This is a genomic window from Microbacterium sp. G2-16M, from assembly GCF_055809115.1.
The window spans coordinates 1,255,981-1,270,688 of the sequence record NZ_CM147897.1; the positions used below are offsets into that span (position 1 = coordinate 1,255,981).

General features: G+C 70.5%; 13 protein-coding genes. 5 read left to right on the top strand and 8 right to left on the bottom strand.

The window, feature by feature from the left end; all coding sequences use genetic code 11:
- Window positions 1–20 precede the first annotated feature (20 nt).
- The 4 genes from AC0L6F_RS06035 to AC0L6F_RS06050 form a co-directional block, all read right to left on the bottom strand.
- On the bottom strand, window positions 21–1,499 hold the full coding sequence (locus AC0L6F_RS06035; protein WP_473539550.1) for an RDD family protein: 1,479 nt from the start codon (window positions 1,497–1,499) through the stop codon (window positions 21–23).
- A gap of 84 nt (window positions 1,500–1,583) precedes the next feature.
- Window positions 1,584–3,191, bottom strand: a complete 1,608-nt coding sequence (gene purH / locus AC0L6F_RS06040; RefSeq protein WP_274637705.1) for a bifunctional phosphoribosylaminoimidazolecarboxamide formyltransferase/IMP cyclohydrolase — start codon at window positions 3,189–3,191, stop codon at window positions 1,584–1,586.
- A gap of 30 nt (window positions 3,192–3,221) precedes the next feature.
- Window positions 3,222–3,824, bottom strand: coding sequence for a phosphoribosylglycinamide formyltransferase (gene purN, locus AC0L6F_RS06045; protein WP_274637704.1), 603 nt, complete (start codon window positions 3,822–3,824; stop codon window positions 3,222–3,224).
- 56 nt (window positions 3,825–3,880) lie between these two features.
- Entirely contained in the window at window positions 3,881–5,296 is a 1,416-nt protein-coding gene (locus AC0L6F_RS06050; protein ID WP_473539551.1) for a cell division protein PerM, read from the bottom strand.
- Window positions 5,297–5,434: 138 nt separating this feature from the next.
- Here AC0L6F_RS06050 and AC0L6F_RS06055 point away from each other — a divergent pair, with 138 nt between their 5' ends.
- On the top strand, window positions 5,435–6,898 hold the full coding sequence (locus AC0L6F_RS06055) for an NCS2 family permease (protein WP_473539552.1): 1,464 nt from the start codon (window positions 5,435–5,437) through the stop codon (window positions 6,896–6,898).
- A 132-nt stretch (window positions 6,899–7,030) separates the two neighbouring features.
- Here the strand turns inward: AC0L6F_RS06055 and AC0L6F_RS06060 are convergent, their stop codons facing one another.
- The 4 genes from AC0L6F_RS06060 to sucC form a co-directional block, all read right to left on the bottom strand.
- On the bottom strand, window positions 7,031–7,471 hold the full coding sequence (locus tag AC0L6F_RS06060; RefSeq protein ID WP_473539553.1) for a nitroreductase family deazaflavin-dependent oxidoreductase: 441 nt from the start codon (window positions 7,469–7,471) through the stop codon (window positions 7,031–7,033).
- Between the two features lie 200 nt (window positions 7,472–7,671).
- Complete coding sequence (locus tag AC0L6F_RS06065; protein WP_473539555.1) at window positions 7,672–8,430, bottom strand: MBL fold metallo-hydrolase; 759 nt, start codon at window positions 8,428–8,430, stop codon at window positions 7,672–7,674.
- A gap of 97 nt (window positions 8,431–8,527) precedes the next feature.
- The gene (gene sucD / locus AC0L6F_RS06070; RefSeq protein WP_473539556.1) at window positions 8,528–9,430 is read right to left on the bottom strand and encodes a succinate--CoA ligase subunit alpha; all 903 of its coding nucleotides are present in this window, start codon (window positions 9,428–9,430) and stop codon (window positions 8,528–8,530) included.
- Window positions 9,431–9,458: 28 nt separating this feature from the next.
- Complete coding sequence (gene sucC, locus AC0L6F_RS06075; RefSeq protein WP_473539557.1) at window positions 9,459–10,622, bottom strand: ADP-forming succinate--CoA ligase subunit beta; 1,164 nt, start codon at window positions 10,620–10,622, stop codon at window positions 9,459–9,461.
- A 153-nt stretch (window positions 10,623–10,775) separates the two neighbouring features.
- Between sucC and AC0L6F_RS06080 the strand changes: the two genes are divergently transcribed.
- The 4 genes from AC0L6F_RS06080 (at window position 10,776) to AC0L6F_RS06095 (ending at window position 14,649) form a co-directional block, all read left to right on the top strand.
- Window positions 10,776–11,462 carry a TetR/AcrR family transcriptional regulator gene (locus tag AC0L6F_RS06080; RefSeq protein WP_473539558.1) on the top strand — a complete coding sequence of 229 codons (687 nt, stop codon included), beginning with the start codon at window positions 10,776–10,778 and terminating at the stop codon, window positions 11,460–11,462.
- Window positions 11,463–11,548: 86 nt separating this feature from the next.
- Complete coding sequence (locus AC0L6F_RS06085; RefSeq protein WP_473539560.1) at window positions 11,549–12,106, top strand: hypothetical protein; 558 nt, start codon at window positions 11,549–11,551, stop codon at window positions 12,104–12,106.
- A gap of 392 nt (window positions 12,107–12,498) precedes the next feature.
- Window positions 12,499–12,978 (top strand): hypothetical protein, encoded by a 480-nt coding sequence (locus tag AC0L6F_RS06090; protein WP_274637696.1) that lies wholly within the window; start codon window positions 12,499–12,501, stop codon window positions 12,976–12,978.
- Window positions 12,979–13,083: 105 nt separating this feature from the next.
- Entirely contained in the window at window positions 13,084–14,649 is a 1,566-nt protein-coding gene (locus tag AC0L6F_RS06095; protein ID WP_473539562.1) for an HNH endonuclease signature motif containing protein, read from the top strand.
- Window positions 14,650–14,708 lie beyond the last annotated feature (59 nt).

Sequence of the window (14,708 nt, forward strand, 5' to 3'; positions counted from 1 at the left end):
TCCTCGTCGGGGTCGGCGGATCAGTCGGTCTGGAAGCGGGCGCGACGGTCGCCGAAGCGCAGCTCGTCGCCGTCCCGCAACGCCAGCGGTCGCCCGGGCAGGAGCTCGTGCTGGGTGCCGTCCCGCACGATCGCGCTGCCGTTGGTGGAGTGCCGGTCCTCGGCGGCCCAGACCCCGTCGATCCGGTGCACCGCGACGTGCGTCTTGGAGACGGACTTGGTCGTGTCGGCGACGGGGACGGGGAGGAGCTCGGCGTCCCCGCGCGCGCGGGCCGGGGCGCGCCCGAGCAGCACGCCGTCGCCGGCGACCGCGATGCGCTCCCCCGTCTCCAGGACGAGCGTGGCGGTGCCCGCTGCCGGGACGGCGGGCGAAGCGGGGGCGGCCGGTGTCGCCGGGGCGGGGGATGCTGCGGCCGACGGCGCCGGGGCCGCAGCTGCGGGAGCCGACGGCGCGCCCGCCTGGCCCGTCGTCGCCGGGGGCTCGGGCAGCAGCGAGGGCGGAGCCCACGCGGCGGCGGGTGCGGCATCCCTGGCCGGAGGGGAGATCGAAGGTGCGGCATCCACCGCATTCGTCGGTGCGGGACTCGTCGGTGCGGGACTCGTCGGTGCGGGACTCGTCGGGGCGGGGTGGGTCGGCGCGGGGCTCGTCGGCGCGGGGCTCGGCGGCGTGGGCGCCGCAGGCGTGACCGGCGGGCGGGACTGCGCAGCGGCCGAAGCGGCGGCCGGCGGCGCGGCGGCGCCGGAGGCCTGGGTGCGGGGCGCTCCGAGTACCCCGCCGGTGCTGCGCGCGACCGGGAACGCGGCCGCCCCGACCACCGGGTCGGCCGGGGTCGCCAGCGACGGAAGCCGGGTGACGACGTCGCGCAGCGGGGTGGTCACGGTCTTGCGGGCGATGCGCATCCGCTTGCCGTCGTACGGGTTCAGGCCGCGGCGCACGTCGACGAACCAGGTCGCACCGGCCAGGTCGGCCCATCCGCGGCCGCGGCGCTCAGGATCGATCAGGGGCGAGACGGCGATCACCAGCACCGGCCCGATCAGGGGCACGATCATGCTCGCTGCCAGGACCAGGTAGCGGACCACCGCGCCGCGCCAGAAGCCGGGGCGCTCCAGCGTGCGCACGTTGACCGACCGGATGCCGGCGATCGCCTTGCCCACGGTCACCCCGCGGCGGCCGTGCAGCACGAGCTGGACGATGATGAACGCGATCGACAGGAACCACGACGCGGCCGCGCAGATCAGCACGATGATCAGGTCGGACCGGGTTGCGAGCACCTGCTGCGGCTCGGGGTCCAACGCCGCCCCGACCAGGACCGGCAGGGCCACGATCAGCAGCGGCAGCAGCAGGATCAGTGCGATCGCCGCCTCGCACAGGGTCGCCAGCACGCGCTGACCCGGACGCGCCGGCAGCAGTCCGAGCGAGGCCGCGTAGCCGGGCATCGGTCGACCATGCGCGTCGAGGCCCTCGATCGTGCGTGTGGCGTCGTCGATCTCCCAGATCACCGATGCGTCCTCCCGTATTCCCGCATCGACCTTACCCGGCCGCGCCCGCGGCCACAGGCGCGGGCGCAGCCGGGTGCGGCCCGATCAGTGGAAGAAGTGGCGCTCGCCGGTGAAGTACATGGTGATCCCGCGCTCCTTGGCCAGATCGATCGTCTCCTGGTCGCGCACCGACCCGCCGGGCTGCACGATCGCGGTGACGCCGGCGTTGATGAGGGTCTCGGGACCGTCCGAGAACGGGAAGTACGCGTCGGATGCCGCGACCGAGCCGACCACGCGGTCGCCGGCGCGCTCGACGGCCAGCTTGCACGAATCGACCCGGTTCACCTGGCCCATGCCGATGCCCACGGTCGCCGAGTCCTTGGCCAGGACGATCGCGTTCGACTTGACCGCACGGCAGGACTTCCACGCGAAGATCAGGTTCTGCATCTCGGCGTCGGACGGACGCTCGCCGGAGACCAGCTCCCACTTGTCGGCAACGGATTCGATGTCGTCCGGGAACCGGTCGGCGTCCTGCAGCAGCAGACCGCCCGAGACCAGGCGCACGTCCATGCGCTCCTGGGTCCAGTCGGCGGGCAGCTGCAGGACGCGCAGGTTCTTCTTCAGCTTGAACAGCTCGAGGGCCTCGGGCTCGAAGCCGGGGGCCACGATCACCTCGGTGAAGATGTCGCGGAGGTTCTCGGCCATCTTCAGGGTGACGGTGCGGTTCGCCGCGATCACGCCGCCGAACGCCGACAGCGGGTCGCACTCGTGCGCCCGCAGGTGCGCGCTGGCGATCGGGTCCAGCGCGTTGGGCGCGGTCACCGCGATGCCGCACGGGTTGGCGTGCTTGATGATGGCGACGGCCGGCAGCACCATGTCGAACGCAGCACGCAGGGCGGCATCGGCATCCACATAGTTGTTGTACGACATCGCCTTGCCCTGCAGCCCCGTGGCCTGGGCGATCCCGTGACCGCCGACGCGCGAGTAGATGGCGGCGCGCTGGTGGGCGTTCTCGCCGTACCGCAGCGGCTCGATCCGCTCGGCGCGGATGGTCAGGTGCTGGGGCAGGTCGACGCCTTCGGCGAGGGTCTCCTCCGAGAACCAGGTCGCCACGGCGCGGTCGTAGTTGGCGGTGTGCGCGAAGGCGCGGGCGGCCAGCTCCTTGCGCTGGCCGAGCGACGTGCCGCCGGCGCCGACGGCCTCGATGATGGCCGGATACGACTCCGGCGAGACCACGATCGCGACGTTCGCGTAGTTCTTCGCCGAGGCGCGGACCATCGCCGGTCCGCCGATGTCGATCTGCTCGACCACGTCGTCGCTGGAGGCGCCGGAGCGCACGGTCTCCACGAACGGGTACAGATTGGCCACGACCAGCTCGAACGGCTGGATCCCCAGCTCGGCCAGCTCGTCCTCGTGGGCCTGCAGCCGCAGGTCGGCCAGCAGGCCTCCGTGCACGTTCGGGTGCAGTGTCTTGACCCGCCCGTCCAGCATCTCCGGCACGCCGGTCACGGCGGCGACATCGGTCACCGCGATCCCGGCGTCGCGGATCGTGGCCGCCGTCGACCCGGTCGAGACGATCTCGACCCCGGCACCGGCCAGCGCCTCGGCCAGCGGCACCAGGTCGGTCTTGTCGCTGACCGAGACCAGCGCCCGCCTGATCGGCACGACATCGCGCTGACGGTACAGGGAGGGATCGTGACGGGGGCCGGCCATAGGTGCTCCTGGTTCGTTGTCGGGATCGGGTCAGACGCTCTGCGCGGGGCGGGACGCGGCGAGATCCAGCTCGCCGGTGGCGATGCGTCGCACCACGTCGATGAGCAGGCGCCGCTCGACGGGTTTGATGCGCTCGTGCAGAGTGTGCTCGTCATCGCCGGTGAGGACGGGCACGCGCTCCTGCGCGAGCACCGGTCCGCTGTCGACTCCGTCGTCGACGACGATGACGCTGGCTCCGGTCTGGGTGGCTCCGGCGGCGAGCGCATCCCGCACGCCGTGGGCGCCGGGGAACTCGGGGAGGTATGCGGGGTGCGTGTTCACGATGTGCGGGGCCCAGGCATCCACCACCGACGACGGCAGCAGCCGCATCAGACCGCTGAGCACGACCAGGTCGGGCTGCCAGGTGCGCAGCTGGGCGTCCAGCTCGGCCCCCCATTCCTCGCGGGTGGGGTAGGCCGAGTACGGGACGGTGAAGCTCGGGATGCCGAAGGCCTCGGCGTGATCGAGCCCGTCGGCCTGCCGGTCCGCGCCGACCACGACGATGCGGGCGGGGTACGCGGGGTCGTCGGCGGCCTCGAGCAGCGCACGCAGATTCGAGCCGGCGCCTGAGATGAGAACGGCGACCGTGAGCACGCGCCCAGTCTACCCACGGGCGCAGCGGCGCCCGGCCCGTCCCGCCGGTCGCCAGGTCAGTCGCGGCCGAGGAAGCCCGGGTCGATGGGGGCGGTGTCGGTCTCGTCCTCGGATGAGGCGAGCAGACCCCGCTCGATCGGCACGGGCTCGATGGGGGCGGTGTCGTTCTCGTCCTCGAGCCGGTTCGGGTCCCGCGGGACGTCGCGGATCGCGGCATCCGCTGTCGGCGCAGGATCGGCGCGACGCGGCTCGAGCGCCGGTGCCACCTCCGGGTGCAGGGGGCGCTGGGGGGTCAGCAGGATGATCGCCGCCCCGACGAGCACCTCCAGCCCGAACGCCAGCGCGAACGGTCCCGGCTGCGGGCCGACCTCGGCCAGCCGGCCCGGTCCGATCGCCCCGGACGAGAGCCAGCCCAGCAGCGCCGCCCCGGCCCCGCTCAGCGCGGCGACCCCCACAGCAAGGCCGGCGCGCAGCCCGAGATCCGACCGGTGTGCGGGAGTGGCAAGCCGGGCGCGCAGCATCCATCCGGCCAGCGCGCCCGCCGCGATCGGCAGCAGGACCAGGGCGAGCAGCCAGGGCGAGGCCGACTCGGGGAGCGCGCCGAGCACCGGCAGCCCCGGGACCACGCCGAGCTGGGTGCCGGCCGGCGAGACGGCCGTCCCGGCGCCCACGGCGAACCCGGGGCCGGCCAGGAACGCTGCACCCCAGAGCACGAGGGTGGGCAGATAGGCCAGCTGCGCGAGCGCGACCACGATCACGCCGATGGCGTCGAAGTTGCCGGCCTGGAACAGCGCGATCACCTCGTCGCCGCGGAAGATCAGACCGCCGACGACCGTCAGCGCGCCCAGGCCGATCATCGCGATGAGGGTGACCGCCGCTCCGCGCAGCATGAGCGCGGGCGCCTCGGGCCAGGATCCGGGCAGGTCCGTCAGCGCGTGGCGCAGCTGCGCGAGAAGGCCGGGCGCATCCCGCCAGGCCGTGCCGACGGCGCCGGCCAGCGACGGCAGCAGGTAGACGAGGGTCGGCAGGAGCACCGCCTGCCACAGCTGCGGTGCGGCGATCGGGGTGCGGGCGGTGAGCGCGATGACCGCGGATGCCGCGGCGAACACGACGCCGCTCGAGAGCACTCCCACCGCCCAGTGCCCGCTGCGACCGGCACGCGCGCCGGATCGGGCGGCGAACACCGCGGTGCTGCCGGCCAGGGCGAGCGGAGCGAGCGAGAGGGAGAACGAGGCGGCATCCTCCGGGATCCCGGCGACGGCGAGGTACTCGGTGGGCAGGTGCACGGCCAGCGGGACGAGGTGGCCGAGCTGCCAGATCGCGCCGGTCGCCGGCCACAGCGCCGACCAGTCCGGCGCGCCGATCCCCACCACCCACAGCAGGGTCAGCGGAGCCAGCACGACGGCGACGCCGACGGCGGCCGCGATGACGGCGTCGAACGCGGCGAGGAAGACGATGAGCAGGCGTTGCATGGGCGCAGTCGACACTACCCAGGCCCGCGGCATCCGACCTCGCGGCCACGCCCGCGCGCGCGATTCGCGCGCGTTCCTGGATGGATGCTGTGAATCGGCGTGCGGGGCGCTAGGTTTTGTGGCGGAGGTCCCCCGACTATGAGCACAGCCCCTGCCACCGACACCGCCGCAGAGCACGACCGCGCCCCGAAGAACGGCTTCGACCGCTTCTTCGAGATCACCCGCCGCGGCTCGACGCTGGGCACCGAGATCCGTGGCGGCATCGTCACGTTCGTGACGATGGCCTACATCGTCATCCTGAACCCGATCATCCTCGGCGGCACGCAGGACGTGGCCGGCAACGCCCTGCAGAACCAGCAGGTCGCCGCCGTCACCGCCCTGACCGCGGGCGTGATGACGATCCTGTTCGGCCTCATCTCGCGGCTGCCGTTCTCGTTCGCCGCGGGGCTGGGGATCAACTCGTTCCTCGCGGTGAGCGTGGTCGGCCAGCTCACCTGGCCCGAGGCCATGGGGCTGGTGGTGATCAATGGCCTGATCATCGTCCTGCTGTCGGCCACCGGCCTGCGGCGCATGATCATGGATGCCGTCCCGATGGAGCTGAAGATCGGCATCACCGTCGGCATCGGCCTGTTCATCGCGTTCATCGGCATGGTCGACGGCGGATTCGTCACCGCGACCGGTCTGCCGTCACCGCCCGTCGGCCTCGGCAGCGGCGGCTCGATCGCGACCGTCCCGGCGCTGCTGTTCGTGTTCACCCTGCTGCTGGCGGGCATCCTGATGGCTCGCAAGATCAAGGCCGCGCTGCTGGTCGCGCTGGTCTCGGGCACCGTGGTCGCGATGATCGTCGAGGCGATCTGGCACCTGGGCGCCCGCGGCGAGTCGAACCCCGGTGGCTGGGGGATGTCGGTGCCGACGCTGCCGTCGCAGTGGCTGAGCCTGCCCGACCTGGGCCTGGTCGGCCAGGTCGACCTGGTCGGCAGTTGGGGCCGGATCGGCGCCATCGCCGGCATCATGCTCGTCTTCACCCTGGTCTTCACGAACTTCTTCGACGCGATGGGCACCATGACCGGCCTCGCCGAGGAGGCCGGCCTGTCCGACCAGAGGGGCAACTTCCCGCGGCTGAAGTCCGCGCTGATCGTCGAGGGCGTCGGCGCGGTCGTCGGCGGCGGGGCCTCGGCCTCGTCGAACACCGTGTTCGTCGAATCCGCCGCCGGCATCGGCGAGGGCGCGCGCACGGGGGTGGCCAACCTGGTGACGGGTGTGCTGTTCCTGCTCGCGATGTTCCTCACGCCACTGACCTCGATCGTGCCCAGCGAGGTCGCCTCGGCCGCGCTGGTGATCGTCGGTGCGCTGATGATGTCGCAGATCCGCCGGATCGAGCTCAAGGACATGTCGGTGCTGGTCCCGGTGTTCCTGACCGTGTCGGTGATGCCGCTGACCTACTCGATCGCCAACGGCATCGGCGCCGGGTTCATCGCCTGGGTCGTCATCCGGTCGCTCGCCGGCAAGGCGCGGCTGATCAGCCCGCTGCTGTGGATCGTCGCCGCCGGCTTCGTGATCTACTTCGCCCGCGGCCCGCTCGAGGCGGTCATCGGCGGCTGACGCGTGTCGGCGGTGCTCGACCCGCTGCAGCTGCGGCCGCGGGGCGCCCACGACGGGCAGGCCACCGACCGGTTCGGCGTGACCTGGCTGATCGGCTACGAGGACTGAGCCGGCGCGTCGCCGCGGCGGCGCTCAGTCCGTGATCGGGTCGAGGACGAACAGGGCGATGAGCCGGTCGGTCTTCGTCTGGTATTCGGCGTAGTTCGGGAACGCCTCGACCGCGCGCGCCCACCACGTCTCGCGCTCGGCCCCGGCTGCCTCATGGGCGAGATAGTCGCGCTTCACGCCGAGGTCCTGCAGCTCGACGTGCGGGTGCTTTCGCATGTTCGACGCCCACTTCGGCTCGTCGGGCGACCCGCCCTTGGACGCGACGACGGCGTAGTGCCCCTCGTGCTCGACCCGCATCAGCGCGGTCTTGCGCAGCGCACCGGTCTTCGCGCCGACCGTGGTCAGGACGATGATCGGCTTGCCGCGCAGCTCGTTCGCCTCGGCACCGCCGCTCGCCTCGAACGTCTCGGCCTGCTTGCGCGCCCACGATGCGGTGCTCGGCTTGTACTCTCCGGTCAGTGGCATGTCCTCACGCTACCGCGCCGCCGTCAGCGCGAGATCACGCTCGTGCACGCTTTTTCCGGCTCCACGCGTGCACGAGCGTGTTCTCGCGCAGGAGAGGGGGCCGGTCTGCCGACGCGACGAAGGGGCGGATGCTGCGGGCTGCGGCATCCCGCGCGCATCCGGGGTGCATCCCGCGCGCATCCCCGCGCATCCGGGGCGGGTCAGAGGACGAGGCGCTCCCCCGCCGTGGGCACGCGCAGCCGATGCGTGAGGCCGGCGTACTCGAATTCGCGCACCAGCCGCTCGCGGGTCTCGCTGAAATGGTGCCAGCCCTCGGCGTGCACCGGCACGATCACCGCGTCGCCCAGCGCACGGGCGGCCTCGACCGCGGTGCGCGCGTTGAGCGTCAGGTCGTCGTCGCCGAACCGGCCGACGTTGGCCGCGCCCGTGAACAGCACCGCGATGTCGATGGGGCCGACCCGGGCGGCGATCTGCTCGACCAGCTCGACGGCGGCGTTGTCTCCCGAGACGTACACGGTCGGCTCGCCCGGTGCGCGCAGCAGGAATCCGGTGACCGCGCCCGAGAGCCGTTCGGCGCCCACGGGGCCATGCCGGGCGGGCAGCCCGGTGATCTCCACACCGTCGACGGCGTGGGTCTGCCACGGCGCCAGGCCGGTCACCCCGTCGAGCCGCCCAGCCGCGTCGGCGGTGGACAGCACCGTGCCGACGCGGGCCAGGTAGCGGCGGCCCGCGACGTCGAGATTGTCGGGATGCTGGTCGTGCGAGAGCAGCACGACGTCGATCTCGCCGATCTCGTCGGGTCCGAGTGCCGGCCCGGTGAGCTTGTGCAGCGACACTCCCCCGCTCGGATACTCGCCGGGGTCGTCGAGTGTGGGATCGGTCAGCATCCGCACGCCGGCGAATTCGATGACGGCGGTGGGGCCGCCGACGAGCGTGAGCGCTGTGGGCAGTGTTGTCATGACTTCATCGTGCCGCAGCCGTACGGCCGAGGGGGCGGATGCCGCAGCATCCCGCACTGCGGGCCGCGGCATCCGCCCCCTCTGAGGCGTCAGTCGATCAGAGCGACGTGATGATCTCGCGCATCAGGTCGGCGGTCTCGGACGGCGTCTTGCCGACCTTGACTCCGGCGGCCTCGAGGGCCTCCTTCTTGGCCTGCGCGGTGCCCGCCGAGCCCGAGACGATGGCGCCGGCGTGGCCCATCGTCTTGCCCTCGGGGGCGGTGAAGCCGGCCACGTAGCCGACGACCGGCTTGGTGACGTGCGCCTTGATGTAGTCGGCCGCGCGCTCTTCGGCGTCGCCGCCGATCTCGCCGATCATGACGATCGCCTTGGTCTCGGGGTCGGCCTCGAACGCCGCGAGGGCGTCGATGTGCGTCGTGCCGATCACCGGGTCGCCGCCGATGCCGATGGCGGTGGAGAAGCCCAGGTCGCGCAGCTCGAACATCATCTGGTAGGTCAGGGTGCCCGACTTCGAGACCAGGCCGATCGGGCCCTTGCCGGTGATGTTGGCCGGGGTGATCCCGACCAGCGCCTCGCCGGGCGTGATCACACCGGGGCAGTTCGGGCCGATGATGCGGGTCCTGTTGCCCTTGGACTGCGCGTACGCCCACGCCTCGGCGGTGTCGCCGACGGGGACGCCCTCGGTGATGACCACCAGCAGAGGGATGTCGGTGTCGATGGCCTCGATCATCGCGTCCTTCGTGAACGCGGGCGGGACGAACGCGATCGACACGTCGGCTCCCGTCTTCTCGATGGCCTCGGCGACCGTGCCGAACACGGGCAGCTCGACCGGGTTGCCGTCCTTGTCGGTGTGGGCGACCGTGGTGCCGGCCTTGCGCGCGTTCACGCCGCCGACGACCTGGGTGCCGGCCTTGAGCATCAGCGCCGTGTGCTTGGTGCCCTCGCCGCCGGTGATGCCCTGGACGATGACCTTGGAGTCCTTGTTGAGGTAGATCGACATCTTCTGTTCCTTTGTCTCGTCAGCGGGCTCAGGCGTTGGCCAGCTCGGCGGCCTTGTCGGCGCCCTCGTCCATGCTGGCGGCGAGCGTCACGAGCGGGTTGTTCGCGGCCGCGAGGATGGCACGGCCCTCGTCGACCTGGTTGCCGTCCAGTCGCACCACCAGCGGCTTGGTCGCGGTGGCGCCGAGGATCTCCAGCGCCTTGACGATGCCTTCGGCGACGGCCACGCACGAGGTGATGCCGCCGAACACGTTCACGAACACGCTCTTGACCTGCTGGTCGCCGAGGATGACGTCCAGTCCCGCGGCCATGACCGTGGCGGATGCCCCACCCCCGATGTCGAGGAAGTTGGCCGGCTTCACGCCACCGTGCTTCTCGCCCGCGTAGGCCACGACATCCAACGTCGACATGACCAGGCCCGCGCCGTTGCCGATGATGCCCACCTGGCCGTCGAGCTTGACGTAGTTCAGGTCGTTCGCCTTGGCCTTGGCCTCGAGCGGGTCGGCGGCGGACTTGTCCTCGAGCGCCTCGTGGTTCGGGTGGCGGAAGGCCGCGTTCTCGTCGAGCGACACCTTGCCGTCGAGGGCGATGATGTCACCCTCTTCGGTCTGGACCAGCGGGTTGACCTCGACCAGGGTCGCGTCCTCGCCCTTGTACACGTTGTACAGCTTGACGAACACGTCGGCGACCTTGGGCGCCAGCTCGGCGTCGAAGCCGGCCGCCTGCGCGATCTCGAGGGCCTTGGTCTGGTCGATGCCGGTGAGCGGGTCCACATCGACGCGGGCGAGCGCCTCGGGCTTCTCGACGGCGAGCTGCTCGATCTCCATGCCGCCCTCGACGCTGGCCAGGGACAGGTAGGAGCGGTTGGCGCGATCCAGCAGCACGGAGAAGTAGAACTCCTTCGCGATGCGGGCGCCGCCGGCGACCATCACGCGCTTGACGGTGTGGCCCTTGATGTCCAGGCCGAGGATCGACTGTGCCGCCTCGTATGCCTCGTCGGGGGTCTTGGCGACCTTCACGCCGCCGGCCTTGCCGCGGCCGCCGACCTTGACCTGCGCCTTGACCACGACGACGCCGCCGAGCTGCAAGGCCGCGGCCTTCACTTCCTCGGGGGTGTCGGCGATGATGCCGGGGAGCACCGGCACTCCATACTGTTCGAACAGGTCTCGTGCCTGGTACTCGTAGAGATCCACTTACAATCCTTCGCTGGGACGAATGCGGGGTGGTGATGCGGTGTGGCGAGGCGAAAAACGTCTCGACGTCGAGATAAATCGACCGATCACACAGCCTACTACCCGAGCCTGAACGGCCTCGGTCCGCGGCATCCCACCCGCTACCCTCAGAGGATGAGTTCTTCCCCGCCCGTCTCTCGTGCGCACACGGCGGTGATGGCGGCCGCGCTGGACCTGTTCGACCGCCAGGGCTTCGAGGCGACGAGCGTGGAGCAGATCGCGAAGGCGGCCGGGGTCTCGCGATCGACGTTCTTCCGTCAGTTCGGCGGCAAGGACGACGTCGTCTTCGCCGACCACGAGCTGCTTCTGCAGATGCTGCGCGACTATCTGGCCGAGCCGCACGCCAACCCGTGGGTGGCCGTGCGGGACGCCTCGCTCAAGGTGTTCCGGCACTTCGCCGCCGACCCCGAGCTCGCGCGACAGCGCTACGCGGTGGTGCGGCAGGTGCCGGCGCTGCGCGAGCGCGAGATCGTCACCGTGTTCCGCTACGAGCGCCTGTTCGACGAGTATCTGCGCGCGGCCCTGCCGGGGCTGGATCCGGTGGATGCCGTCGGCTTCGCCGCCCTGGTCACTGCGATCCACAACCATGTGCTGCGCCGCCTGATCCGCGGATCCAAGCGGGTGCCGGAATCGGTGCTGCGCGCGGCGCTGGACGAAGCGATGCGCCGGTTCGGGGTGCTGGACGAGGATGCCGCGGCCGGCCCCGATGATCTCGTGATCGCCGTCTTCCCTCGCCGGATGCCGGCAGCCGAGGTCGCGCGGCGCCTGCAGGGGGAACTGCCGGGCGGGCGCGCGGGGTAGGGCTGGGATGTGGCGGCGCTCGGGCTGTGGTCCGGGGCTGTGGACAACTTCCGCGGGATGTCGCGCCGAATCGCTACCGTGGGCTTGTGTCTTCTCGTCTCATCCGTGCCACGGTCACCGCAGTCGTCGCCGGCGTCTGCGCCGCGGGGCTGCTGACCGGGTGCGCGCCGGAGCCGCACGAGACGCCGACCCCGACGCCGCGCTTCACCAGTGAGGCTCAGGCGTTCCAAGCCGCGGAGGAGACGTACCGGGCGTACGTCGACGCGTTGAACAACGTCGACCTGGCCGACCCGTCGACGTTCGAGGACGTGTACAAGTGGGAGACCGGCGATGCGCTGGACTCCGAAAAGAAGTCGCTCACGCAGATGCATGCAGACGGGTGGACCGTGTCTGGGCAGAGCGGCGTGACCCTAACCGAACCGGCCACGAGGCCGCCCGATACGCCCGACAACGTGCTCCTCGTGGCCGCATGCTGGAACGTTCAAGATGTGCAGGTCACCGACAGGAATGGTGAATCCAAGGTCAGTTCAGACCGCGTGGATTTACAGAGTGTCACGGTAAAAGTGCAACGCTCCGATTCCAGTTCTACGGGGTGGCTGATCGCGAATGTCACTGGTCGAAGCGGTGAGCCGTCGTGCGACTAATGCATCTCGTATCCGTCGTCCTAATGCTCGCCCTAGCGAGCGCTCGGTTCGACTCTCCAACCACAACCGCCGATCCACCTCCCTGCATCAGCACAGGGTGGACTTCAAGCTGCCCGGTGAACACCGGCTCAAGCGTTGACATCGATGGAATTCAGAAGACACGAGGGTCGGAGAGTCCGAACCGAGCGAACAAGGATGACAGCGGCGCAAATCACCCGACAGTGGGCAACACAGCCCGAAGGGATGACCCACGCACTCCTTCTCGCTCGCCCGAGCCCTCCACTCCCGAGAACACCGCCGTCGACTGCGAGTCGCCCGCGATCGCGTGCCGGATAAATCCGACGCCGGCACCATCCCCCACCACGTCGCCGAAGACGCGCACCATCCCGGCGGTGACCCTCAACGATCTCGTCTCGTTCCGGCCGACTCCCCCGACGCTGACCAGCGAACCCGACCGCGTGGGGATCGCGGGACTTCCCCTGAACTTGGTCGCCGCTACCAGCACGCAGACGCTCCACGGCGAACTCTTCGACTTCGCGGTCGCGGTCCGGTTCGTTCCGCATCATTTCGACTGGTCGTACGGCGATGGCGGCGGCTCGACCACCAGAACAGGCGGCACCACATGGGCGCACAACGGAGATGCCCAATTCACGCCCACCGGCACGAGCCACACGTACTCCGAGCGCGGCACCTACCGTGCGACCGTCACGGTGTCCTACGCACCCTCCGTCAACTTCGGCGACGGCAGATGGCGGCCCGTCGCGGGGTACGTCACGGCGACCAGCTCGGCCCAGAGCATCCGGATCCTCGAGGCGCACACCGCGCTCGTCGCGCACACCTGCACCGAGGACCCCTCCGGCCCCGGATGCTGATCCATCGGTTCCTCCCCAGCCGGGGATGAAGCGCGCAATCACGCGAGTTCTCCACCACTTCTCGTTGTTCGCTTCGAATGTCCGTGGTCGATGTCATTATTGAGTATGACCTTCTTGTCCGAGACGCGCGACCTGACGGACGACTTGTCCGCGCATCCCGAGCTCGACGTCGATCCGGCTGAGCTGCCGGCCGCCGTCGATGCGTTGGCAGACGATGAGGTCGTACAGATCCTGAAGACGTCGGCGGCGCTCGCGACCTCACTCGAGCGCGTTCGCGTCGTCGCCGCGGGGGTCGTGGCGCGCCGGTCATCGCGCGCGCAGGGCCAGAGCGGCCTGGCCGCCGGTGATGGCCACCGGTCGCCGATCGATATGGTGCAGAAGATCTCGGGCTCGTCGCGCGCCGAGGCGCGCCGGCAGGTCAAGCTGGGCACCTCTCTCCTTGATGGCGATGATCAGGGCGAGCTCCCGTCTCCGCCGGACGCGAACGACCAACCCGCTGCGACTGACGTCGAAGCCGGACGTTCCGAGGGTCGGACGCAGTGGGATGAACCGCTGCGCCGCGCCCTGTTGGCCGGTGTCATCACTGCCGCCCAGCACGAGGCACTCCTCTGGGGCCTCGGCGAGCCTCCCCTTCCCCGCTCCGTGGCGGGGCATCCGGATGCGGAGTCCGCAGACACCGGCGACGAAGAAGCATCCCGCCTCGCCCACGAGGCGTGGCAGCTCGCGGCCGAACAACTCCTGCGCGAGTCGGCCGAGTACTCGGTCGAAGAGCTGCGACGCCGCGCCCGGCAGGTTCGCGACAGTCTGGACGAATCCGGAGCGCAAGAGCGCTTCGACCAGCGGTTCGACGCTCGATCCCTCCGCACCTGGCGCGACGCTGAAGGGCGCCACCAGGGACACATCGTCTTCGACGATGAGATGGGAGCATGGGTCGACTCGATCCTGGCTGCGGGACTCCGCCCCCGACGAGGCGGCCCGCGCTTCATGACCGACGAAGAGCGCGCGGCCTCACAAGACCTGATCGAGGATCCACGCACGAACGACCAGCTCGCCTACGATCTGCTCATGGGCGTCCTGCGGGCGGGGTCGCTCGCCTCGGCGGAAGACGTATTCGGCGCTCGCCAGCCGGGCGTCCGGCTCGTCGCCGTCAAGGATCTGATCGGCCCCCGCGATGCGTTCGGTCGGCTCACCACAGTCGCCCATCTCGAAGACGGCGGAGACGTCCTTCCCGGCTCAATGATCGATCGTGCGCTGTGCGACACCGGAACGGTGACGGTGACGGTCGATTCCTGCGGAAATCCGCTCGATGTGGGGCGGGAACAGCGGCTGTTCACGTCGAAGCAGCGCATCGCACTGGCCATCCGAGACGGAGGATGCCGATGGCGCGGCTGCACCGTCCCCGCTTCGTACTGTGAAGCGCATCACATCGACCACTGGTGTGATGACGGCGGCCGGACCGACGTCGATCGCGGGATCCTCCTGTGCAGATTCCATCATCTTCTCCTGCACAACCAGGGATGGCGCATCCGCCGAGATCACAACAGCGAATTCATGCTGCATCCACCGGCGGGCCGCTCCAATCCACCCGTCCCCCTGCCCAGCGGGTCGGCGATCCGATGGGCCTGGGATCCACCCCCGCCGCTCATGCGGAAACACTGGCGCGCCGCGTAGCGGACGACACGAGGGCAGGACAGCAGAGAGAAGCGCGCGGCGCCGAGGTGGTCACCGAC

Excerpts from the sequence above, each read along its gene's own strand:
- AC0L6F_RS06060 (WP_473539553.1), bottom strand. The coding sequence starts at position 7,471 with ATGCCACTGACCGGAGAGTACAAGCCGAGCACCGCATCGTGGGCGCGC.
- AC0L6F_RS06080 (WP_473539558.1), top strand. The coding sequence starts at position 10,776 with ATGAGTTCTTCCCCGCCCGTCTCTCGTGCGCACACGGCGGTGATGGCG.
- AC0L6F_RS06095 (WP_473539562.1), top strand. The coding sequence starts at position 13,084 with ATGACCTTCTTGTCCGAGACGCGCGACCTGACGGACGACTTGTCCGCG.
- AC0L6F_RS06050 (WP_473539551.1), bottom strand. The coding sequence starts at position 5,296 with ATGCAACGCCTGCTCATCGTCTTCCTCGCCGCGTTCGACGCCGTCATC.
- purH (WP_274637705.1), bottom strand. The coding sequence starts at position 3,191 with ATGGCCGGCCCCCGTCACGATCCCTCCCTGTACCGTCAGCGCGATGTC.
- AC0L6F_RS06055 (WP_473539552.1), top strand. The coding sequence starts at position 5,435 with ATGAGCACAGCCCCTGCCACCGACACCGCCGCAGAGCACGACCGCGCC.
- AC0L6F_RS06065 (WP_473539555.1), bottom strand. The coding sequence starts at position 8,430 with ATGACAACACTGCCCACAGCGCTCACGCTCGTCGGCGGCCCCACCGCC.
- sucD (WP_473539556.1), bottom strand. The coding sequence starts at position 9,430 with ATGTCGATCTACCTCAACAAGGACTCCAAGGTCATCGTCCAGGGCATC.